The sequence below is a fragment of the Streptomyces sp. ALI-76-A genome (genome assembly GCF_030287445.1).
Classification (GTDB): Bacteria; Actinomycetota; Actinomycetes; order Streptomycetales; family Streptomycetaceae; genus Streptomyces.
The window spans coordinates 1,222,103-1,243,685 of record NZ_JASVWB010000004.1; the positions used below are offsets into that span (position 1 = coordinate 1,222,103).

18 protein-coding genes and 5 pseudogenes are annotated in these 21,583 nt (G+C 69.4%); 17 read left to right on the top strand and 6 right to left on the bottom strand.

Translation table 11 applies throughout. The features are described from left to right. Positions 1 to 39: 39 nt before the first annotated feature. Complete coding sequence (locus tag QQS16_RS41755) at positions 40 to 933, bottom strand: helix-turn-helix transcriptional regulator (RefSeq protein WP_286067868.1); 894 nt, start codon at positions 931 to 933, stop codon at positions 40 to 42. A 204-nt stretch (positions 934 to 1,137) separates the two neighbouring features. Between QQS16_RS41755 and QQS16_RS44205 the strand changes: the two genes are divergently transcribed. The 4 genes and pseudogenes from QQS16_RS44205 to QQS16_RS41775 all read left to right on the top strand — a co-directional run. Beyond that, positions 1,138 to 1,452, top strand: a complete 315-nt coding sequence (locus tag QQS16_RS44205; RefSeq protein WP_502963982.1) for a TIGR03943 family putative permease subunit — start codon at positions 1,138 to 1,140, stop codon at positions 1,450 to 1,452. Positions 1,453 to 1,604: 152 nt separating this feature from the next. Then, positions 1,605 to 1,913 (top strand): transposase, encoded by a 309-nt coding sequence (locus QQS16_RS41765; RefSeq protein WP_286067814.1) that lies wholly within the window; start codon positions 1,605 to 1,607, stop codon positions 1,911 to 1,913. Then, the gene (locus QQS16_RS41770; RefSeq protein ID WP_286067869.1) at positions 1,910 to 2,311 is read left to right on the top strand and encodes an IS3 family transposase; all 402 of its coding nucleotides are present in this window, start codon (positions 1,910 to 1,912) and stop codon (positions 2,309 to 2,311) included. Before QQS16_RS41765 ends, QQS16_RS41770 begins: the two co-directional genes overlap by 4 nt. Next, a pseudogene (locus tag QQS16_RS41775) lies at positions 2,248 to 2,829 on the top strand (IS3 family transposase); the annotation flags it as partial. The gene QQS16_RS41770 and the pseudogene QQS16_RS41775, both read left to right, overlap by 64 nt. A 143-nt stretch (positions 2,830 to 2,972) precedes the next feature. On the opposite strand, the gene QQS16_RS41780 reads toward QQS16_RS41775, so the two are convergent. After that, positions 2,973 to 3,989, bottom strand: coding sequence for an NADPH:quinone oxidoreductase family protein (locus tag QQS16_RS41780; protein WP_286067870.1), 1,017 nt, complete (start codon positions 3,987 to 3,989; stop codon positions 2,973 to 2,975). A 46-nt stretch (positions 3,990 to 4,035) separates the two neighbouring features. After that, a complete protein-coding gene (locus tag QQS16_RS41785) occupies positions 4,036 to 4,401 on the bottom strand; it encodes a MerR family transcriptional regulator (protein ID WP_286067871.1) in 366 nt (121 codons plus the stop codon). A 219-nt stretch (positions 4,402 to 4,620) separates the two neighbouring features. Between QQS16_RS41785 and QQS16_RS41790 the strand changes: the two are divergent. From QQS16_RS41790 to QQS16_RS41800, 3 genes and pseudogenes are all read left to right on the top strand, one after another. Further along, positions 4,621 to 5,285, top strand: a pseudogene (locus tag QQS16_RS41790) (xanthine dehydrogenase family protein molybdopterin-binding subunit); the annotation flags it as partial. 149 nt (positions 5,286 to 5,434) lie between these two features. Continuing rightward, on the top strand, positions 5,435 to 6,778 hold the full coding sequence (locus QQS16_RS41795) for an XdhC family protein (RefSeq protein WP_502963983.1): 1,344 nt from the start codon (positions 5,435 to 5,437) through the stop codon (positions 6,776 to 6,778). 114 nt (positions 6,779 to 6,892) lie between these two features. Next, positions 6,893 to 7,756: a helix-turn-helix domain-containing protein gene (locus QQS16_RS41800; protein WP_286067872.1), complete on the top strand. Its 864-nt coding sequence runs from the start codon at positions 6,893 to 6,895 to the stop codon at positions 7,754 to 7,756. 97 nt (positions 7,757 to 7,853) lie between these two features. Here QQS16_RS41800 and QQS16_RS41805 read toward each other — a convergent pair. After that, positions 7,854 to 8,012: pseudogene (locus QQS16_RS41805) on the bottom strand (SDR family oxidoreductase); the annotation flags it as partial. A gap of 484 nt (positions 8,013 to 8,496) precedes the next feature. On the opposite strand from QQS16_RS41805, the gene QQS16_RS41810 reads away from it, so the two are divergent. Further along, positions 8,497 to 10,011: an FGGY-family carbohydrate kinase gene (locus tag QQS16_RS41810; protein WP_286067874.1), complete on the top strand. Its 1,515-nt coding sequence runs from the start codon at positions 8,497 to 8,499 to the stop codon at positions 10,009 to 10,011. Positions 10,012 to 10,062: 51 nt separating this feature from the next. Here QQS16_RS41810 and QQS16_RS41815 read toward each other — a convergent pair whose 3' ends face one another. After that, the gene (locus QQS16_RS41815) at positions 10,063 to 10,791 is read right to left on the bottom strand and encodes a PfkB family carbohydrate kinase (RefSeq protein ID WP_286068162.1); all 729 of its coding nucleotides are present in this window, start codon (positions 10,789 to 10,791) and stop codon (positions 10,063 to 10,065) included. Between the two features lie 134 nt (positions 10,792 to 10,925). Here QQS16_RS41815 and QQS16_RS41820 point away from each other — a divergent pair. The 8 genes and pseudogenes from QQS16_RS41820 to QQS16_RS41855 all read left to right on the top strand — a co-directional run bounded on the left by QQS16_RS41820 (position 10,926) and on the right by QQS16_RS41855 (position 19,283). Further along, positions 10,926 to 11,698: pseudogene (locus tag QQS16_RS41820) on the top strand (IS5 family transposase). A 519-nt stretch (positions 11,699 to 12,217) separates the two neighbouring features. Further along, complete coding sequence (locus tag QQS16_RS41825) at positions 12,218 to 13,570, top strand: ABC transporter substrate-binding protein (protein WP_286067875.1); 1,353 nt, start codon at positions 12,218 to 12,220, stop codon at positions 13,568 to 13,570. 79 nt (positions 13,571 to 13,649) lie between these two features. Further along, positions 13,650 to 14,612, top strand: a complete 963-nt coding sequence (locus QQS16_RS41830) for a carbohydrate ABC transporter permease (protein WP_217236294.1) — start codon at positions 13,650 to 13,652, stop codon at positions 14,610 to 14,612. Beyond that, positions 14,609 to 15,493 carry a carbohydrate ABC transporter permease gene (locus QQS16_RS41835; RefSeq protein WP_286067876.1) on the top strand — a complete coding sequence of 295 codons (885 nt, stop codon included), beginning with the start codon at positions 14,609 to 14,611 and terminating at the stop codon, positions 15,491 to 15,493. Before QQS16_RS41830 ends, QQS16_RS41835 begins: the two co-directional genes overlap by 4 nt. Continuing rightward, positions 15,490 to 16,498 (top strand): annotated as a pseudogene (locus QQS16_RS41840) (zinc-dependent alcohol dehydrogenase family protein). Before QQS16_RS41835 ends, QQS16_RS41840 begins: the two are co-directional and overlap by 4 nt. Positions 16,499 to 16,523: 25 nt before the next feature. After that, on the top strand, positions 16,524 to 17,558 hold the full coding sequence (locus tag QQS16_RS41845; RefSeq protein WP_286067877.1) for a zinc-dependent alcohol dehydrogenase: 1,035 nt from the start codon (positions 16,524 to 16,526) through the stop codon (positions 17,556 to 17,558). Positions 17,559 to 17,739: 181 nt separating this feature from the next. Then, complete coding sequence (locus QQS16_RS41850; RefSeq protein WP_286067878.1) at positions 17,740 to 18,549, top strand: DeoR/GlpR family DNA-binding transcription regulator; 810 nt, start codon at positions 17,740 to 17,742, stop codon at positions 18,547 to 18,549. Beyond that, positions 18,546 to 19,283 (top strand): HAD family hydrolase, encoded by a 738-nt coding sequence (locus tag QQS16_RS41855; protein WP_286067879.1) that lies wholly within the window; start codon positions 18,546 to 18,548, stop codon positions 19,281 to 19,283. Before QQS16_RS41850 ends, QQS16_RS41855 begins: the two co-directional genes overlap by 4 nt. A gap of 524 nt (positions 19,284 to 19,807) precedes the next feature. Here the strand turns inward: QQS16_RS41855 and QQS16_RS41860 are convergent. After that, the gene (locus QQS16_RS41860; RefSeq protein ID WP_286067880.1) at positions 19,808 to 19,930 is read right to left on the bottom strand and encodes a hypothetical protein; all 123 of its coding nucleotides are present in this window, start codon (positions 19,928 to 19,930) and stop codon (positions 19,808 to 19,810) included. Between the two features lie 334 nt (positions 19,931 to 20,264). Here QQS16_RS41860 and QQS16_RS41865 point away from each other — a divergent pair, with 334 nt between their 5' ends. After that, positions 20,265 to 21,263: a LacI family DNA-binding transcriptional regulator gene (locus QQS16_RS41865; protein ID WP_286067881.1), complete on the top strand. Its 999-nt coding sequence runs from the start codon at positions 20,265 to 20,267 to the stop codon at positions 21,261 to 21,263. Positions 21,264 to 21,583 lie beyond the last annotated feature (320 nt).

Sequence of the window (21,583 nt, forward strand, 5' to 3'; positions counted from 1 at the left end):
CGACGGCGCCGGACCCAACGAGGTCGGCGCCGTCGGCGTTCAGCGGGCTGCGGACCGTTCCGTGTCCAGGGCGGCTTCCTCGGTAGCGGCCCAGGTGGCGAGGAGTCGCAGTCCCTCTTCGGAGGGTGATCCGGGTTCGGCGGTGTAGATGGTGAGGGTGAAGCCGGGGTCGGCGGCCATTTCAAGGCCCTCGAAGGCGAGGGTGAGGTCCCCGACGGCGCGGTGGTGGAAGTACTTGGTGCCGGTGCCGTGGTGGCGGACGTTGTGCGTACCCCACCGGGTGCGGAACTCGTCACTACGGGTGCACAGTTCGCCGACCAAGTCGTGCAGGTACTTGTCACGGGGATTGCGGCCGGCTTCGGTGCGCAGGATGGCGACGGAGACGTCGGCGAAGGCATCCCAGTCCGGGTAAAAGCGGCGGGAGGAGGGGTCGAGGAAGGTGAAGCGGGCCAGGTTCTGCTGATTGCCGGGCGTGGCGTAGAGGTCGGTGTAGAAGGCGCGGAAGAGCTGGTTGGCGGCGAGGATGTCCATCCGACCGTTGCGGACGAACGCGGGCCCGGCGGTGACGGCGTCGAGTGTCCATTGCAGGCTGCGGTGCGGCTTCCACTGGTCCTTGGTACGTCGGCGGCGAGGCCGGGTGAGGGCGTCGGAGCCGTTGGCAGCTTGGGACAGGTTCACCAGGTGGGCGCGCTCGGCGTCATCGAGTCGCAGGGCGCGGGCCAAGGCTTCGAGGACAGCCGGGGAGACTCCGGCGAGGTTGCCGCGCTCCAGCTTCGCGTAGTACTCAACGCTCATGTCGGCCAGCGCCGCGACCTCACTGCGGCGTAGTCCTGGCACCCTGCGCCGGTTGCCGGACAGCAGTCCGGCCTGGTCGGGGGTGATCTTCGCGCGCCGCGAGGTGAGGAACTCGCGGACCTCCTCACGGTTGTCCATGGCTTCGACGGTACGTCCCTCACACGGCCATAGGAATGTTCTGCCGGTACACCCTTCATCAGGGACTCGCTTCGCGTGTGCCGCGTGGCTGCTGTTCCTTCCCGCGCTGAGCCTGCTGTTCTTCGCTTCGCCGAGCCTGGGCGCCTACACCGCCGCCCGCCAGGCACCCCCCAAACCATCGCCCAGCAGGACGAGTTCGATCCGTTGCCTTCTCTCTCGCCGCTGCCGATGACCCTGAGCGACTTCACCCGCCGCATCCAGCAGGACCGCGGCCAGGCCATCAAGGAACGCAAGGTCCAGATGACCGGCTTCGTCACCCCCGGCGAGCAGGGCGAGGGCTGGTACCTGACCCGCCTCATGATCAACTGCTGTGCGGCGGACGTGCAGTCCGTCAAGGTACGGATCCGCAAGGCCAAGAACCTGCCCGCCGACACCTGGGTGACCGTGGTGGGGACTGGCACGCGGGCGGAACGCTCGGGACGAGCTCCGCCCCGGTCGCGCTCGACGCCCGCGCGGTGAGGAAGGCCGACAAGCCCGCCAACGCGTACATGGACGCCCTTCCCCTGCCACTCCCGCGCAGCGGGGGAACCTCATCCCATCCCTGAGGTTTCCCCGAGATGCGGGGAAAGATGACAGCAGGTCAGATGGGTCGTATGAGAGGAGCCCAGACGATGCCTGCCCCGAGGAAGTACCTGTTGGAGTTGCGTGAGCGTGCGGTGCGGATGTACCGGACTGCCGAGCCGGAGCCCGTGATCCGCCGGATGGCCGAGGAACTCGGCGTGCATCACGAAGCCCTGCGGAACTGGATCCGGCAGGCCGAGGCCGACGCCGGCGAGCGGGACGACCTGCTCACGACCGAAGAGAAGAACGAGCTCGCCCAGCTGCGGCGCGAGGTGCGGGACCTGCGCCGGGCGAACGAGGTCCTGCGGACGGCCTCGGCTTTTTTCGCCGCGCAGCTCGACCCGACCCGGCCCAGGTGAGAGCGCTCCTCGACGAGCACCCGCACCTGGGGGTCGAGCCCGTCCTGCGGGAACTGCACATCCCCTCCTCCACCTACTACCGCTGGCGTCAGGCCGAGAAGGACCCCTGCGAACGGATCCTCAAGGACACCGAGCTGACCGGGCAGATCCGGAAGATCCACCAGGACTCCGGCGGGATCTACGGATCGCCCAGGATTCATGCCGTCCTGAAGCGTGAGGGTGTCCATGTCGGCCGCAAGCGGGTCGAGCGGCTCATGCGTCAGGCCGGTCTGGCCGGGATCAGCCCCGTAGGAGCCAGAGCTTCACCCGCCGCGACCCGGACGCCGACCCTGCCCCTGACCTGGTGCAACGCGACTTCACGGCATCCGCGCCGAACCGGCTGTGGGTCACCGACCTGACCATGATCCCCACTCTGCAGGGGCCACTGTGGCTGTCGGCGATCCGCGATGCCTTCTCCCGCAGAGTCGTGGCCTGGGAGACCTCCGCCCGCGCGGACGCCGACCTGGTCCTCACCTCCCTCGAGTACGCGCTGGCCAGCCGCGAGGTCACCCCCGGCGAACTCGTCCACCATGCCGATCACGGAGCCCAATACACATCCATCAAGCTCACAACCCGCCTGGTCGGAGCAGGCGTTCAAGCGTCCATGGGCTCGGTCGGCGACTCCTTCGACAATGCCCTGGCGGAGAACCTGTGGATGCTGATCAAGACCGAGTGCATCCGCGGCCGCGTCTTCGCGACCAGGGCCGAGGCGAATCTCGTGCTCTTCGAGTACATCGACGGCTTCTATAACCCCCGCCGCATCCAAAAGCGCCTCGGCTACCTCAGCCCCATCGAGTTCGAAGAGAAGCACTACGCCGACCAGGCAGCGGCCGAACCAGTGAACCTGAAACCACGTCAACCCGCCCTGACCTGCTAGTCAGCCACTCCCGCGCAGCGGGGGAACCTCATCCCCTTCATCCCCGCCTCTACTGCGGCCATATCGCGCGGCATACGACCCCCTTCGTCCAGGGAACACTAGGCCACGTCCCTGATCAGCTCATACGACCCATCGGCCACGGCCTAGCGCCAGGGATCGAGGGCGTGCTTACCGCGGGTCTGGCCTGCTTCGAGTTGCTGCAGCACTGCTGGTCCCTCGGCCAAGGGGTGGACCTGGGGGGTGCCGGGCGGGTAGACGCCGTGGGCAATGAGTGCCTCGATCTCGACGAGCAGTGACTCGTAGAGGGACGGGGCTGCGGTGGCCAGCGCACCGATGTGCAGGCCCTTGACCTGGACCTGCTGGGTAAAGACCAGGTCGTGCGTGTTGAGTGTGGCGTCGCCAGAGGCGGCGCCGAACACGACGACGCGTCCGGTGAAGGGTTTGGTGACCGACAGGCTGACCTCGAACGTGGCTTGTCCCACCGATTCCAGGACCAGGTCGACTCCGCCGGTCAGGCGGGTGATCTCGATGGCCAGATCGGGACGTCGGCTGTCCAGGACCTCGTCGGCGCCGAGCGCTTTGACAGTGTCGTGCTTGGCCGGTGACGCCGCGGCGATCACGCGCGCACCGTAGTGGCGGGCGAGACGGACGGCGGCCTGCCCCACGCCTCCGGCCGCAGCATGAACGAGCACCACGTCACCCGTTGCGATCTGGCCCAACGGCTTCAGTGCCGCCAGTGCGGTTGCCCAGTTCAACACCAAGCCGAGAGCTTCGGCGTCGCTCCAGCCGGACGGCACAGGAAGTACACCCGCGGATGGCATCGTCATGTACTGCGCGAAGGCGCCCGGGCCGACCCCGACGACGTGTGTACCGACCGACAGCGGGCGATCGACCTCCGCGCCAACGCCCACAATCTCGCCGGCGGCTTCGAAGCCCGCCACATAGGGCGCCTGCGGGCCTCCCCCGTATGTTCCATGGGTCTGCATGACGTCCGCGAAATTGACCCCGGCGGCGCCGACGCGGATCAGGTACTCGCCAGGCCCCGGGGCGGGGCGGCGATGAGCGGTCGCGAGGGTCAGATCCTTCGGTCCCCGGTGCGACCGCTGGACCAGTGCTCGTACCGTCTGCTCAGCGGCGTGCTGCTGTTCGTTGATCTCCATGCGCCGAACGTAGGAGTCTGACACTTACGTCAAGGTCAAGCGACTGTCAGAGATCAGTGCGGCGGGCCTCTCGCAGGTAGGCGTCGAGTGCCGCCTGCTGATCGCTGAGAACGGCGATGCGTGCAGCGAGCCGATCGCGATAGCTCTGCACCTCGTGCAGGAACTCCGCGCACACCGCATCCGTGCCGGCATCGGGTCCGTCAGTAAGGCTGGGCAGAACGTCCCTGATTAACCGCACGGGCAGCCCGGACTCCAGCAGCGAGCGGATGACGACCACCCGGTCGATAGTGGACTGACAGTAGTCGCGGAACCCATTGCTGAAACGCCCGGGGACGATCAAGCCCTCATCCTCGTAATGCCGCAACGAACGCGCACTCACGCCACTGATCCTGGATGCATCGCTGATCTTCATACCTGGAGGCAACGTCCACGTGCTCCGCGATCTTCCAGCACTCATCGGCAGCCGGAGGCAAGCCCCGCTCAGGAGCCAACAACTTCCTGTCCCGAAACTGAGCTGTACCCCGTTTCGTGGAGTCCCTGATGTCAGGGTTACGATCCTGGCGAAGGAGATCCACCAGCATCATGGCAGCACCCCGTAAGTACCCGGACGAGCTCCGCGAGCGCGCGATCCGTCGACGCCTGCAACCAGGTGCGGCAGCAGGCGATCAAGCTGGCCGTCGAGGACCGCGAGTCAACGCTGTACGGGGGGGCGCCGGCGATGTGGTGGTGCGTGGCGGCCGGCTGCATGTGCAGGGCAATCCGGCGCGCGGTGAGAGCTATCGCAGCCTGGTGACCCGCCACGACCGTACCCATCTGGAGGCGCGCGGTGAGTATGCCGGGGCGCCCAGTCCCGCGCGGCGCTCCTACTTCGCCTACAACGCGACCTTCGCGGAGGTCGCCGTGGACGCGGCCCTGGGTCTGGTGCGGGTGCGGCGGATGCTCGGGGTGTACGACGCGGGCCGGATCATCAGCCCGAAGCTGGCCGAGAGCCAGGCGTTCGGCGGCATCGTGGGCGGCATCGGCACCGCCCTGCTGGAACACACCGTCACCGACCACCGCGACGGCCGGATCGTCAACGCCAACCTGGCCGACTACCTCGTGCCCGTCACCGCCGACGTCCCCGAGGTCAGGGCGATCTATCTAGACGGCGAGGACAACGACGGCAACCTGCTGGGCGTGAAGGGGCTCGGCGAGGTCGTGCAGGTGGGTGTGGCGGCCGCGATCGGCAACGCGCTCTTCAACGCCGCCGGGCGGCGTGTGCGTGAATTGCCCATCGCGGCCGAGGCGTTGCTCTGAGCCCACACGTCGGCAGGTCCATTGACCGGTCCGGCGGCAGGTCCCCCGTCCGAATGCCGGACCTTCCCCAGGGCCGCCGCCCAAGCACTCCCCGACGGCGCGGCGGCGGCCCGCCCCGCGCCCCCACGGCGAACCACGGAGACAGTCCCATGCTGAACATCGCGGGCACACTGCACCGCTGGTGCCGCGAGGCACGCCCCTTCGCCCTGGCCACCGTGGTCGACGTCACCGGCAGCACACCTCTGCCCGTCGGTACGTCGGTCGCGGTGGACGCGGACGGCAACGCGGTCGGCAGCGTCTCCGGCGGCTGTGTCGAGGGTGCGGTCTACGAGCTGTGCAGGCAGGTGCTGGGAGACGAGGGTGCTCCTCAGCGTGCCTGGTTCGGCTACTCCGACGACGACGCCTTCGCGGTCGGCCTGACCTGCGGCGGCGAACTCGACGTCCTGGTCCAGCGCGTCGACCCGGTGTCCGACCCCCATCTCGGCGTCGCCCTGCACGACATCGTTCAGGGCAGGTCCACCGCCATCGCGCAGGTGGTCGACGGCCCGCACCACCTGCTGGGCCGCACACTGTGCGTCCTTGCCGACGGCACCGCCTCCTACGGAACCCTGGACGGAGGGCTGAGGGACCGCGCGGTGACCGCACAGGCGGGCGCCCTGCTCCGCTCGGGACGTACCGCCCGCGTCGAGCTGGGCGGGCACGGCGACACCTGCCCGGACCGGCTGTCCGTCCTCGTCCAGGTGGCGGCGTCCCGCCCCCGCATGCTGATCTTCGGCGCCGTCGACTTCGCCGCCGCGCTCAGCCGGGCCGGGGCCTTCCTGGGCTACCGGGTCACCGTGTGCGACGCACGTCCCGTCTTCGCCACCGCTGCTCGCTTCCCGGACGCGGACGAGGTGGTGGTCGACTGGCCCCACCGGTACCTGGAGCACACGGCCGTGGACGGCCGTACCGCAGTGTGCGTCCTCACCCACGATGCCAAGTTCGACACCCCCCTGCTCCGGCTGGCTTTCGACCTGCCGGTCGGTTACGTCGGTGCCATGGGATCTCGGCGCACGCACGAACAGCGTCTTGGCCTCCTGCGCGAACAGGGCCTGTCCGACGAACACATCGCCCGCTTGCGCTCCCCGATCGGCCTGGACCTCGGAGCTCACACACCGGAAGAGACGGCTGTCTCCATCGTGGCCGAGATCGTTGCCTCCGCAAGCCTCGGCAGCGGCCTGCTCCTCTCCCGGGGAACAGGCCCGATCCACCGTCCGGTGCCCACCCCGACCGGCGGCCGGCCCGGACACGAAGAGGCAGCCGTACGCGCCGGTGTGGGCCGCGGCACGGGATCCTCGATGAACAACGGCTCCCCCCAGTTCGGCGACCCGAGCCGTGCGGTCGCCGAACTGGGCCACGTACCGGCCACGGCGGCCGGAGCGCCCGTGAACCGGACGGACGGTGCCGCGGGCAACGTCCCCGAAACCCAGCGCCGCGCCCTCGCGGAGCCGTGACCGCCGTGATCCGCCTGACCTGCGGACCTTCCCTCCCGCAAGGGCGCAACCAGAAGGTCCGAGCTACCGGGACTCGCCCCGCCAGGGGGCCCCATCCTTGGGAGAATGGCTGACATGACCGACAGCGCAGCCCATGAGCTGGGCGAATTCCTGAAAACCCGGCGCGCCGAGCTGACTCCCCGGTCAGTCGGACTGCCCGACTCGGGAGCCCCGCGCCGAGTACCGGGTCTGCGCCGGGAGGAAGTGGCCCTGCTGGCCGCCATCAGTACGGACTACTACACACGGCTGGAACAGGGACGCATCGACGTGTCCGAGCCCGTGCTGACTGCCATCGCCCGGGTCCTGAAGCTCGACGACGACCAGCGGGAGTACGCCTTCGAGCTCGCGGGCAAGGCGACCGGCCGCCCGCGCCGGCCCGAGGTACAGGTCGTCAACCCGCAGCTGCAGCGACTGCTCGACGACCTCGCCTCCATCCCGGCCATGGTCCTCGGGCGCCAGACGGACGTCCTGGCGTGGAACGAGATGGGGGCCGCGCTGGTCGGGGACTTCGGAAAGATCCCGGAGAAGGAACGTAACTACGCGAAGATGATCTTCTCCGACCGTATGAGGGGGCTCTACGCCGACTGGGAGGCCGCGGCCCGTATGTCCGTCGCGCAACTGCGCATGGAGGCGGCCCGCGACCCCGACTCCCCAAAGCTCGTCGCGCTCGTCGAAGAGTTGTCGGCGCGAGACGCGGACTTCCGGCGGTGGTGGGCCGAGCACCACGTGGCAGCCCGGCGGGTCGGTGCCAAGACGCTGAACCATCCGGCCGTCGGCGAGCTCGTCCTCGAATGGGACACCCTCACCTGCAGCACCGACCCCGATCAGCAACTGACCATCTGGACCGCCGCGGCCGGCACACCCACGCACGACCGGCTGCGCCTCCTTGCGGCCTGGGTGGCTGACGGGAACTCGCTCGCCCCTGGCGCGGCGAGCTGACGACGGTGTGGCGCGCGGGCGACGACCGGGACTCCGGCGTCGCCGCGGCGCCATGACATCACCGACGCGGCCGCCACACGGCTGCCATGAGCCGACGTCACTGAGCGACGTAGCCACCGTCGACGGGAAGGGCGACGCCGACCACGAAGCTCGCTCGCGGGCTGCAGAGCCAGAGCACTGCCGCCGCGATCTCGTCCGCGTGGCCGAGCCGGCCGATCGGCTGGGCCGCCTCGGCCTGGTAATGGTCGAGTTCACCCGCGCTTTCATGGCGGAGAGCGAGCCGGGCCGATGAGCGTGCTGCGAAAATACCTCACGCCTGGGCGGGCGAGCTGACGCCAGGGCCTGCTGTGCGGGGTCCGGGGATGGGGGCCAGTTGCGGTCTCCGACTGAGGGGTACTGACAGGGCTTCCCACCTGAGCAGGCGGCGGTCCGGGCCCGCCGTCCTGTTACGTGGGACGATCGGCTTCGTGAGCGGTGTGGCTTCGGCACGCGAGGAGACCGCATGGCGGGTTCTCGTCGTCGGTGATCGTTGCGTCCCTGCCGCGTCGATGCCCTGGCCAGGTGTGCGGTCCGCCGCTCCCGGCCGGTCCGCAGCCTCGACCGGCCGGGAAACAAGGCGGAACATCACGCGGCGTGGCCGTACCGGAGTCCGGCCGTAACGCCACGGTCGTCGCACCTCGCCGCGACCGGCCGGTGGGATCACGGTGGTCAACTCTTGGGACATGGGGTGGGTGTGAGCGGTGGCGCGTGAACTGGTGCTCGGTGTCGACGCGGGGCACACCGTGACCAAGGCCGTTCTGTTCGATGCCGCCGGCCGGCCGGTGGCGCAGGGCAGCGGCACGCTGCCGCTGTCCACCCCTCGCCCGTACTGGGTCGAGCGGGACATGGACGACGTGTGGCGAACGGCGCACCAGGCCATCGCCGCCTGTCTCGCCGAGGCCGGTCCGGACGCGGGGCGGGCTGTCGCCGCGGTGGGACTGGCCGGGCACGGCGACGGACTGTACGCCGTCGACGAGCTCGGCCGGCCGGTGCGCTCCGCGATCGTGGCGATGGATACGCGGGCCGAACCGGTGCTGGAGGAGTGGCGGGGCACTCCGGTCTGGTCCCGTGCCCTGGAGTTGTCGGGCACGGTGCCCTTCGCGGGCTCCCCGGCCGCTCTGCTGGCCTGGCTCGCTCGTCACGAACCAGGGGTGCTTCAGCGGGCGCGTTGGCTGTTGTCCTGCAAGGACTGGCTGCGCCTGCGCCTGACGGGCGTGGCGGCCACCGATCCCACGGACGCCAGTGCCTCGTTCACCGACATGCGGCGGGGCGGCTACTCGCCAGAGCTGCTCGACCTGTACGGCCTCGGCGCGCTCGCCGATATGCTGCCACCCGTCCTGGCGTGCGATGCGTTGAGCGGAACCGTCACCCGTGAGGCCGCGGCGCTCACCGGGCTGACCGCGGGCACCCCCGTCGTGACGGGCGCCCATGACGTCGATGCAGCCGCGCTCGGGGTCGGCGGCACGGAGCCGGGCGAACTGTGCCTGATCGCCGGGTCGTTCAGCATCAACCAGGTGGTCGGCAAGCACCCCGTCGTCGATCCGCGCTGGCAGGTTCGTCACTTCGTCCGCCCGGGCCAGTGGATGACCATGTCCACCTCACCCGCCTCGGTAGCGAACATGGAGTGGTTCCTGAGGGTGACAGGTGCGCCTGCCGACCAGCGGGACGGCGTCCACGAGGTGATCGACCGCGAGGTCGAGGCACACCTGGACGGTCCGTCGCAGGTGCTGTTCCACCCGTTCGTCTACGGCTCCCCGCACCCGCATCCCACGTCCGGCACGTTCCTCGGACTGCGCGGCTGGCACGGCCGCGGACATCTGCTGCGGGCCCTGATGGAAGGCGTCGTGCTCAATCACCGTTGGCACGTGGACGCCCTGTGCTCGAAGCTGCCGATCAGCGGGTCGGCCCGACTGACCGGCGGCGCCGCGCGCAGCGAGGTGTGGAGCCAGATGTTCGCCGACGCCCTGCGGCGGCCGGTCGAGGTGACCGACGTGCAAGAGAGTGCTGCCCGGGGGGCGGCGCTGCTCGCCGCCACCGCCGTCGGAGTGCTCGACGACGTGACGGACCCGCGCGCCGGAGCCACCGTGCTCAGACGACATGAACCCGACCCCGACCGGGTCGCCGTACTCGACGAGGCGTATGCGGTGTACCAAGAGGCGTTGGAGGCTCTCGGACCGGTCTGGGCCCGTCTGGACGAGCTCGAGCGTCCGGGGTGAGTGCCGGACGAGCCGGCGACATGAGGGAGTCGACGGGCATCCGGACTGGCCCTAGAGGGGGGTCGCCACGCCGTGGTAGCGGTACGGCGGCTGGGCGCCGGCGCGGGTGCAGGTGTCGGCGGCGATCTCCACGGCGTACGACAGCAGCCGGGCAAGCTTGTCGGCGCCGAGATGGTCGACGCCTTCGCGGCTGAGTCGGCCGGTGTGGTGCAGATGGGCGAGCACTCCGGCGGTGAAGGCGTCGCCCGCTCCGACCGTGTCGACGACCTGGACCGACGGGGCCGGCACATGGACCCGGGCGTCGCGGCCGACGGCCCAGGCGCCCCGGGAGCCGAACGTGATCAGCACGAGTCCCGCCCCGGAGGCGAGCCAGCGTTCGGCCACCGCCTCGTACGGCTCACCGGGGTGGAGCCAGGCCAGGTCCTCATCGCTCGCCTTCACCACGTCGGCGAGCGCCACCCACTCGGCGAACCGCCTGAGATAGGTGGCGCGGTCGGTGACCAGGCCCGGCCGCACGTTCGGGTCGAGGGACACCAGTCGCCGCCCCGCCTCCCGGCGAATCAGTCCGTCGAGCGTGGAGGCCAGGGGTTCGAGCAGCAGGCCCAGCGACCCGAGGTGCAGAGCAGTCCCCGCAGGCAGCGTGCCGCCGTCCGGGAGAGCGGCGAGGTGTTCAGGAAGCAGGCCGCGGTCGGCGGTGCCGTTCGCGTGGAAGGAGTAGGCGGCCGACCCGTCCTCGCGCAGATGCACGGCGGCGAGGGTGGTGGGGTCGGCCGCGGGCAGCGTATGGGTGAGCCGGGTGCCGGAGGCCGCTAGGCGGTGTCTTCAAATGATCTTTAGTAGTGGATCATGGTCGGGTGATACGTCGCCATGAACTGTCCGATGCCGAGTGGGAGTTCGTCCGGCCACTGCTGCCGGTGTCACTGCGAGGCCGGAAGCGGCTGGACGACCGCAAGGTGCTCAACGGGATCGTGTGGAAGTTCCGCACCGGAACGGCCTGGCGGGACGTGCCGGAGCGGTACGGCCCGTGGGCCACGCTGTACACCCGCTTTCGCCGGTGGGCTCTGGACGGCACGTTCGAGCGCATGCTCCGGGCCGCCCAGGCCAGGGCGGACGCGGCCGGGGACATCGACTGGCTCGTGTCGGTCGACTCCACCATCGTCCGTGCTCACCAGCACGCCGCCGGGGCCCGAAAAGGGGGGCCCGCTGTCCCGGCCTCGGACGCTCCCGAGGCGGTCTGACCAGCAAGATTCATCTCGCCTGCGATGCCTTCGGCCGCCCGCTCGCCTTCACGGTCACGGGCGGGAACACCAACGACTGCACCCAGTTCACCGCCGTGATGGAGGCGATACGGGTGCCCCGCATCGGTCCGGGACGGCCCCGCGTACGGCCTGCCCATGTCCTGGGCGACAAGGGCTACAGCTCCCGGGCCATCCGCACCTGGCTGCGACAGCACGGCATCAGCCACACCATCCCCGAGCGGGCCGACCAGATCCGCAACCGGCTCCGACGCGGCAGCCGGGGCGGACGCCCGCCGGCCTTCGACAAACAGCTCTACAAGCGACGCAACGTGGTCGAACGCTGCTTCAACCGCTTGAAGCAGTGGCGAGGCATCGCAACCCGCTACGACAAGACCGCCGAGTCCTACCAAGCAGCCGTCACCCTCGCATCGCTCCTGATGTGGGCGTGACATTTGAAGACACTCCCTAGGTGCGCGCGCAGGAGATCGCCGAAGTGGTCGTCGGAGATGCGCGCGAGCAGTGCCGTGGGGACTCGGAGTCGGCCGAGACCGGCGGCGACGTTGAGGCACGAGCCGCCCGGGCGCGGCTGGAACGCCGCGGCACCGTCGGCCGTTCGGGCGGGGGTGAGGTCCACCAGCGCGTCTCCGGCGACGACGACGGCAGGCTGATCTGCGGGTTCCGGTCTGGTGCTCATGTGGGTTCCTCGGGGACGGCGACGGCAGGCCGAGAGCTCGGCTGGGCTGTATGGCGGGGCTGTTCGGCGGAGGCCCGTAGCCCCTTCAGGGAGCGCTTGACGATAAGTCCGAAGAGATTTTCTCGCAAGATGTGTTAACAACGGCGCAGTCTCCTGCTAATAATTCGGCCATCGAAACGCGCCCGACTCCCCAAGGACGCATCCACACCCCTGCTCGACCCGCCGCGCCTCAGTCGAGGTCCCGGCGAACCCGCACGAGAGGTCCCCCCGTCACATGGCATCGACCAGATACGCCCTCATAGCCGGCGCCGCCGCCACCGCCCTGCTCGCCACAGCCTGTTCCGGAGCCGGAGCCGGCGGGTCCTCGGGCGGAGGGAAGAGCATCAACGTCCTGATGGTCGGCAACCCGCAGATGGAGGACATCGCGAAGCTGACCAAGGACAACTTCACCAAGGACACCGGGATCAAGGTCAACTTCACGATCCTTCCCGAGAACGAGCTGCGCGACAAAGTCACCCAGGACATCGCCACCCAGGCCGGCCAGTACGACGTCGCCACCATCGGCGCCTACGAGGTGCCCATCTGGGAGAAGAACGGCTGGCTGCACGACCTGGGCTCCTACGCCGACAAGGACAAGGGCTTCGACAAGGCCGACCTGCTCAAGCCGATGGTCCAGTCGCTCACCGGCTCGGACGGCAAGCTCTACGCCCTGCCGTTCTACGGCGAGTCCTCCATGCTCATGTACAACAAGGACGTCATGAAGGCGAAGGGCATCACGGTGCCCGAGCGCCCGACCTGGCAGCAGATCGCCGACATCGCGGCCAAGGTCGACGGCGCCGAGCCCGGCATGAAGGGCATCTGCCTGCGTGGTCTGGCCGGCTGGGGCGAGCTGGGTGCGCCGCTGACGTCCATGGTCAACACCTTCGGCGGCACCTGGTTCACCAAGGACTGGAAGGCCCAGGTCAACAGCGGAGGCTTCAAGGAGGCCACGAAGTTCTACGTCGACCTGGTCCGCGAGCACGGTGAGGCCGGCGCCCCGCAGGCCGGGTTCACCGAGTGCCTGAACGCGCTGAGCCAGAAGAAGGTCGCCATGTGGTACGACGCGACCAGCGCGGCCGGGTCGCTGGAGGACCCCGCCTCCAGCAAGATCGCCGGCAACGTCGGCTACGCCTACGCGCCGACCGTCAAGACGGACAGCAGCGGCTGGCTGTGGGCCTGGTCGTGGGCCATGCCGAAGACCACGAAGAACGCCGACGCCGCCTCGCAGTTCATGCTGTGGGCCTCCAGCAAGAAGTACGAGAACCTCGTCGGAGAGAAGCTCGGCTGGGCGCGTGTCCCGGCCGGCAAGCGGGCCAGCACGTACGAGATCCCGGAGTACAAGAAGGCCGCCGCGTCGTTCGGTGACATCACCCTGAAGTCCATCGAGGGCGCCGATCCGGCCAACCCGGGCGTCCAGCCCCGGCCGACCGTGGGCATCCAGTACGTGGCCATCCCCGAGTTCCAGGACCTGGGCACCAAGGTGACCCAGGAGATCTCCGCCGCCATCGCCGGCAAGACCAGCGTGGACAAGGCGCTCGACGACGGCCAGAAGCTCGCCGAGGACGTCGCCAAGACCTACCAGAAGTGACCTTCAGCGCCCGGCCGGCCTCGTGCCGGCCGGGCGCCGCTCCCCGCAACCCCGGCCTTCACCGGCAGAGGAACGATTCATGACCACGCTCACCGCACCCCCCAAGACAGCACCCCCACCCGTCCGTAGCCGGAAGTCCTCGGGCGCGGCGGCCAAGTGGAAGCGTCGCATCCCGCTGCTGCCCGCGCTGATCTTCACCATCGTCGTCACGCAGCTGCCCTTCGTGGCCACGTTGATCATCTCCACCTTCCAGTGGAACATCCTCAAGCCGGGCGAGAGGCACTTCGTCGGTCTGTCCAACTTCTCGTTCGTCTTCACAGACGAGCGGCTGCGCACAGCCGTGCTCAACACCGTCGTGCTCACCGCGTCGGTGGTGGTCATCAGCGTGATCCTCGGACTCGGTCTGGCGATGCTCCTCGACCGCCGGTTCGCCGGCCGCGGGCTGGCCCGCACCCTGCTCATCGCCCCGTTCCTGGTCATGCCGGTCGCGGCGGCGCTCCTGTGGAAGCACGCCATCTACAACCCCGACTACGGCCTGCTCAACGGCACCCTCAACGCCGTATACAGGTTCTTCGGCGCGGACAACGGCCCCACGGTCGACTGGATCTCCTCCTACCCGATGCCCGCCGTCGTGATCTCGCTGGTCTGGCAGTGGACCCCGTTCATGATGCTGATCCTCCTGGCCGGCCTGCAGGCACAGCCCGGTGACGTCCTCGAGGCGGCCCGCATGGACGGCGCCTCCGCGCTCCAGACCTTCCGCCACATCACGCTGCCGCACCTGCGCCAGTACATCGAACTGGGCGTTCTGCTCGGCACGATCTACGTCGTGCAGACCTTCGACGCGGTCTTCACCATCACCCAGGGCGGCCCCGGCTCCCAGACCACCAACCTGCCCTACGAGATCTACCTGACCATGTTCCGCAAGTACGAGTACGGCGAGGCGGCCGCCGCCGGTGTCGTCGTCGTCCTCGGCGCGTTCGTCATCGCGACCTTCGCGCTGCGCACCATCGCGTCGCTGTTCCGCGAGGAGACATCCCGATGACCCATGCAGCAGTCGCCGCGCCCGGGGCGAGGCTCACAAAGCTCTTCCGCCGCAAGCAGGACCAGGGTGGTGAGTCCCGGCTTTCCCCTCTGTGGACCTTCGTCGCCTGGCTCGCCACCCTGGCGTTCTTCGCACCGGTGGCCTGGATGGTCCTCACCTCCTTCCACCAGGAGGCCGACGCGGCCACCAATCCGCCCACCCCCTTCGCCGCCGTCACCTTCGACCAGTACAAACTCCTGTTCAGCCGGGACATCACCCCCTTCCTCCTCAACTCGGCCATGGCCAGCATCCTTTCCACGATCCTGGTCCTCGCCCTGGCGGTGCCGGCGGCCTACGCGCTGTCCATCAAGCCGGTCGAGAAGTGGACCGACGTGATGTTCTTCTTCCTGTCCACCAAGTTCCTCCCCGCCATCGCGGCCCTGCTGCCGGTGTACCTGATCGTCAAGGACGCCGGGATGCTGGACAACGTGTGGACGCTGGTCATCCTCTACACCGCCATGAACCTGCCGATCGCGGTATGGATGATGCGCTCCTTCCTCGCCGAGGTCCCCAAGGAGATCCTGGAGGCGGCCGAGGTCGACGGCGCGGGCCTGCTCACCGTGCTGTGGCGGGTCGTCGCACCGGTCGCCATGCCCGGACTCGCCGCCACCTCGCTGATCTGCTTCATCTTCAGCTGGAACGAGTTCATGTTCGCCGTGAACCTCACCGCCACGCAGGCGTCCACCGCGCCGGTGTTCCTGGTCGGCTTCATCACCAACGAGGGCCTGTTCCTGGCCCGGCTGTGCGCGGCGGCCACCCTGGTCTCACTGCCCGTCCTCATCGCCGGTTTCGCCGCCCAGGACAAGCTGGTCCGCGGCCTGTCCCTGGGAGCGGTGAAGTGAGAGCGGCCGTGATCACCCAACCCGGCAGTATCGAGATCGCCACCGTCGACGACCCCGCTCCCGGTCCGCGCGAAGTCGTCGTCGAGGTCGCGGCCACCGGACTGTGCGGCACAGATCTGCACATCCTCCAGGGGGAGTTCGCCCCGAAGCTGCCCATCATCCCCGGCCATGAGTTCGCCGGGGAGGTCGTGGGCCTCGGTAGCGAGGTCACCGAACTCGCGCTCGGCGACCAAGTCGCCGTGGACCCGTCGCTGTACTGCTTCGAGTGCCACTACTGCCGCCTCGGCCACAACAACCTCTGCGAACGCTGGGCCGCCATCGGCGTCACCAATCCGGGCGCCGCCGCCGAGTACGCCGTGGCGCCCGTCGCCAACTGCGTACGACTGCCCGACCACGTGGACGCCCAGGACGCGGCCCTGATCGAGCCCCTGTCCTGCGCTGTGCGCGGCTACGACGTCCTGCGCAGCCGCCTCGCCTCCCGGGTGCTCGTCTACGGCGCCGGAACCATGGGCCTGATGATGCTCCAGCTCGCCAAGGCCACCGGCGCCGCGAGTGTCGACGTCGTCGACATCAACGCCGAACGCCTGGCCTACGGCATGGCAGTTGGGCTGCTCCGCCGGTGCCGCGTCCGCCGATGAGCTCGACCGGCCGCCCTACGGATGGGATCTGGTCATCGACGCCACCGGCAACGCGAAAGCCATTCAGGACGCCCTCGGCCGGGTGGGCAAAGGCGGCACATACCTGCAGTTCGGGGTCGCCGACTACGCCACCCGGGCCACCATCGAGCCGTACAGGATCTACAACCAGGAGATCACGATCACCGGCTCCATGGCGGTCCTGCACAGCTTCGAACGCGCGGTGGACCTCTTCGCCACCGGTGTCATCGACCCGCGCGTCTTCATCAGTGACCGCCTCCCGCTGGCGGCGTTCCCGGACGCAGTCACCCGCTTCCAGGCAGGCATCGGCCGCAAGATCCAGATCCAGCCCGGCCTCGCCACCGCGTGAACGCCCGAACCGAACGGAAACCCCCATGACCGAGCAGATCCGCCGCGTTCTCGTCCGATCCCTCGACGACATCACCCTCGAGGAAGTGCCAGCCCCCGTCCCCGGGGACGACGAACTCCTCATACGCACCACGGTCGTCGGCGTATGCGGCTCCGACACCCATGCCGCGGCCGGCCACCACCCCTTCGTCGACCTGCCCTACCGTCCCGGACACGAGGCGGTGGGCATCGTCGCCGCGGCAGGAAAGGGAGCCGAGGACTTCGCACCCGGAGACCGGGTGATCATCGAGCCCAACCTGTACTGCGGCCGGTGCCCCCAGTGCCGCTCCGGCCGCTACAACATCTGCCAGGAACTGAAGGTCTTCGGCTGCCAGACGCCCGGCGCCATGGCCGATCTGTTCACCCTCCCGGCCGACCGTGTCCACCGCGTCCCCGACGGTATGACGGACATCGAGGCCGCCCTGGTCGAGCCCCTGGCCACCCCGGTGCACGCCGTGGCGAAGGCCGGTGACCTCACCGGACGCACGGTCGTCGTGCTCGGCGCCGGGCCCATCGGTCTGCTCGTCCTCGCCGCCGCCCGGCACGCCGGCGCCGCGAAGATCGCGGTCACCGACCTGTTGCCGGGCAAGCGGGACCGCGCCCTGCGCCTCGGAGCCGACGCGGCCCTGCCCGCCGACGCCGCCGACCTCGCCGACCAGGCCCACGCGGCGCTCGACGGACCGGCCGACGTGGTCTTCGACTGTGTGGCGCGCGAACAGTCCATCGCCCAGGCCACCGACCTGGTCACCAAGGGCGGCACGATCATCGTCGTCGGCGTCGGCGCCGCCGGCACCACCCCGGTCCGCCTTGACCTGATCCAGGACCGGGAGATCCGCGTCGAGGGCACCCTGATGTACACCGGCGACGACTACCGCACCGCGATGTCCCTGATCACTTCCGGCGCCATCGACACCGCCGAGATCGTCACCGCCACCTACCCGCTGGAGGACGCCGCCAAGGCGTTCGCCGCATCAGTCGACCCCGAGCAGGTCAAGGTGCTGGTCACGGTGGACGGACCGTAGCCCCGGCCACGCGGGCAGGGATGCTGACATGGACGCAGATGCGCACGTCGTACGCAGCAGCAGCAGCAACAGCAGCAGCCGTCGCACGAGCGGCCCGAGGCCCGCGAGCCGGACGGACCCCGACCCGTACCGGCCCGTGTGGGAAACTGCGAGACCGGAGCGAGCGGGAAGGAGGGGCGCCGTGACCGCCCGTACGCGACTGTCCCAGGCGGCCGTCGAGGAGCGGCGCCAGGCCGTGCTGCGGTACGTCGCCGATCATGGCGAGACCCGCATCGACGACCTGGCCCGGCACTTCGACGTCAGCCTGATGACGATGCACCGGGACCTGGACGACCTCACCGGGCGGCATCTGCTGCGCAAGGAGCGCGGGCGGGCTGTGGCGTTCCCAGCCCTCACCATGGAGACGGCCACCCGCTTCCGTGAGAACAGCGCCCTCGCGGCCAAGAACGCGCTGTGCGCGGCTGTCGCCGGCCGGATCAGACCGGGCAGCACGGTGCTCATGGAGGACTCGACCACCTTGTTCCCCCTGGTCCCGGCGCTGGCCGAGGTGGATCAGCTGCACGTCGTCACCAACTCGGTCGGCCTCGCGCAGCGCCTCGGGTCCGCCGCCCCCGCGGTGAACGTCACCCTGCTGGGCGGCCACTACCGCGGCGACTTCAACTCCTGCACCGGCCCGACCGTCACCCGCGCCCTGTCTCAAATCCGGGCCGATCTCGTCCTGATGTCCGCCACCGCCGTCCTGGAAGGACGCCTCTTCCACCCCCTGAACGACTACGTCGAGGTGAAGCTGGCCATGCTCGCCTCCGCCGAACAGGCGCTACTCCTGGTGGACCACTCGAAGTTCGGCAAGACCGCCACGTACGCGTACGGCACTGTGGCCGACTACCACACCGTCATCACCGACACCGCCACCCCCGACACGGAACTCGCGGCCATACGCGACCTCGAAGTCCCCGTCGAGACGGTCGAACCCGAAGAGTTTTCCCTGTGATCCAGACCCTGTTCGAAACACCGAGCGCCTACCGCCCCAGCGACGCCGAGATGGCCGCACCGGTGCCCCCGGTCCAGGCCGTCCTGTTCGACTTCAGCAACACCATCTTCCAGATGATCGACCTGGAGACGTGGCTGCGCCGGGTCGGCTCCGCGGTCGGCCGCCTGGCCGTGCTGGACGAGCCCGGCGCAGTGGCCGGGATCTCCGACCAGTTGCGCGCCGCCTTCCGGCTGCCCTCCGTGGTAGCCCTCAAGGAAGGCCGTGATCTCTCTTCCGCACAGCACCGCCGCGCCATGTGGGGATGGTGGGGGCAGGTGGACTTCCTGCGCGGCGCGGAGGAGATGGCCTACCGGGAACTCACCGCTCCGGACGCCTGGGTTCCCTATCCCGACACCGAACCGGTCCTGCGTGCCCTGCGCCGGCGCGGAATGCGCGTCGGCATCGTCAGCGACTTCGCCTGGGACCTGCGCACCCACCTCGCCCACCACGGGCTGGACGCGTTGATCGACACCTGCGTCATCTCCTACGAGCAGGGCCGGGAAAAGCCCGACCCGCACCTGTTCCTCAAAGCCTGCGCCGACCTCGGCGCGGACCCCCGCGCCACCCTCATGGTCGGCGACAACCCGGTCCGCGACGGTGGCGCGGCCGCCTGCGGTCTGCGCACCTACATCCTGCCGGCGGAACACCGCACGGGAGAGCGCGGCCTGACGGATGTGCAGCGGCTCGTGGTCTGACCGTGGTGGTCTACGCGTATGGGAAACCGCCCCGACGGATCGTTTGACGCCGTCGATGAAGAAGGCACGGCGTATCTCCTCGTCGCAGCGAATCGCCGAGCGGTGGCGGACTTGTGGCCCTTGGTGCGAGCGAACCCGCGGCGCGCGCCAACGGCATCATGCACGAGGGTGACCCGGAACGGCCCGGTGCTGTCGGAGGGATACGGGGCTCCGTGCCGAGGCGGGTGTCGATGAGTTCGCTCAGTGGGCCTACCGGACTCGCCGCACCTGCCCCGGGCCGTCCCGGGAGCCTGGAAAACCCAGGTCGTCCGGACAGAACTCCGCCCACTGCCCGGGGGAGGCCGGTGGCGGTGCGGCGCCTGCGAGGCTGCCGCGTGCGGCAGCCGCTGATGCCCGAGCCGCGCGTGGTGGCGACTCGGGCATCAGCATGGTGACCACCGGCCCGGGCAACGGGGGCAACCCGGGGCCGGCGGTGTCTTTCCGTCGGTCGCCGGGCGGAGTCTCCGCCATTGCGGTGGCTTGTCTCAGTTTCCCTGGCCGGGACCGATCAGGGACGTGAGCGGGCAGGCGGGCCGCCAGTCGGCGGTGAAGCGGCGGCGCAGGCCGGCCACCGGTTGATGCGCTTCAATCAGGTCGGCGGAGGACACTCGCCTACTCCCTGCGGGCCGTCACGTCGGGGTGCGGCGATTCCCTGATCAGCCATGCTTCCGCTTCGGCGTCAGTCTGTGCTGGTGGGGTGGCGGGCGCTCGCCGCGGTCGCCCGGAGCTGTGACCGCCTCTATCGACGGGCATGTCCGCCCTCGGAGTCTGGCGGGAACCCAAAGGCTTGGAGCGCTTCAACGCGCGTCATGTATTCTGCGGCTTGTCCGCGACAGCCTGGTCACTGTGAGTGCCGTGCGGTCCGGGGTTGAATGAGACCGGAGGTCGAGGAGCGCTGTGGCAACCGCCCGTCCGCGAGTACAGGGGCATGCCGGTCCGAGCATGCAGGACGTCGCCGACGCCGCGGGCGTCTCGGTCGGCACCGTCTCCAACGTCCTCAACCATCCGGCGAAGGTGAGTCCGGCGACGGCGCAACGCGTCCGCGAAGCCATCGGCCGACTGGGTTTCGTGCGCAATGACGCCGCCCGGTCGCTGGTGTCGGGATCGACCAACAGCATCGGCATGGTGCTCGCCGACATCGAGAACTCCCTGTTCATCGACATGGCGCACGGTGCGCAGGACGCCGCCCGCGCGGTCGGCCAGAACCTGCTGCTCGCGAACACGGCGTGCGACATGACGCTTCAGGACGACTACCTTGACCTCTTCGACGAGTCCCGGGTCACCGGCGTGCTGCTGGCTCCGATGGAGGACTCCTCGGCCGGCATCGCCCGCATCCGTTCGCACGGGCGCCAGGTCGTGCTCCTCAACTACGCTCCGAAACCGGGCACCTGTTGTTCGGTGCTGGTCAACAACGAGCACGTCGGATATCTGGCAGCCCGCCACCTCATCGACACCGGGCGCACCCGACTGGCCTATGTGGTGGCGCACGACGACTACCAGCCCGTGCGCGACAGGCGCAGGGGGGTGCGTGCGGCGGTCGAGGAGGCGGGACCCGGCATCAGCCTGGAGGAGATCGACAGCGTCGGCCTGACCGCGTCCCACGGGCATGTGGTCGGACAGGATCTCGCGCGGCGAGCCCCCGGAGATTTGCCGGACGGCCTGATCGCCGTCACCGATGAGCTGGCCAACGCCATCATCCATGAGATGCACACCGTGGCGGGGATCCGCGTGCCCGACCAGATCGCGGTCGTCGGCTGCGAGAACAACCGCACGGCCGGCACCGCGGCGGTGCCGCTGACCGCGGTGGACATGCCGGGCCGGATGATGGGGCAGGAAGCGATCCGGCTGCTGATGGACGAGGTGGCTTCGGACGGCCGGCACCGTCATGCCACCGTCGTGTTGGAGCCCGAGCTGATCGTCCGCGCCAGCGCACCGAGCTGATCGTCCGCGTCGGCGCGCTGACTGGCCGCGCCAAGCGCTCCGCTGGAAGTGCCGCCATGTGCCTCAGGTCCTCCACGCACCATCGTGACCGGGTGTTCCCCCGCGCCCTTCCGGGCGCTGCCGGACCCCCAGCCGACATCGCCTGACCTGCGCACTCGTCCGCATCGGCCTGCCGCGCTGGCTGGCAGTTCGTCACCTCACGCTTGTGGTGGCCCGCCGGGTGCCCGTCCCGGCGTCCCGCAGATGCGGTTCGGAAACATCCAGGACAGATCCTTGACACGCGCCGAAGCGGGTCATAGGTTCCCGGCATCCCTCTATTG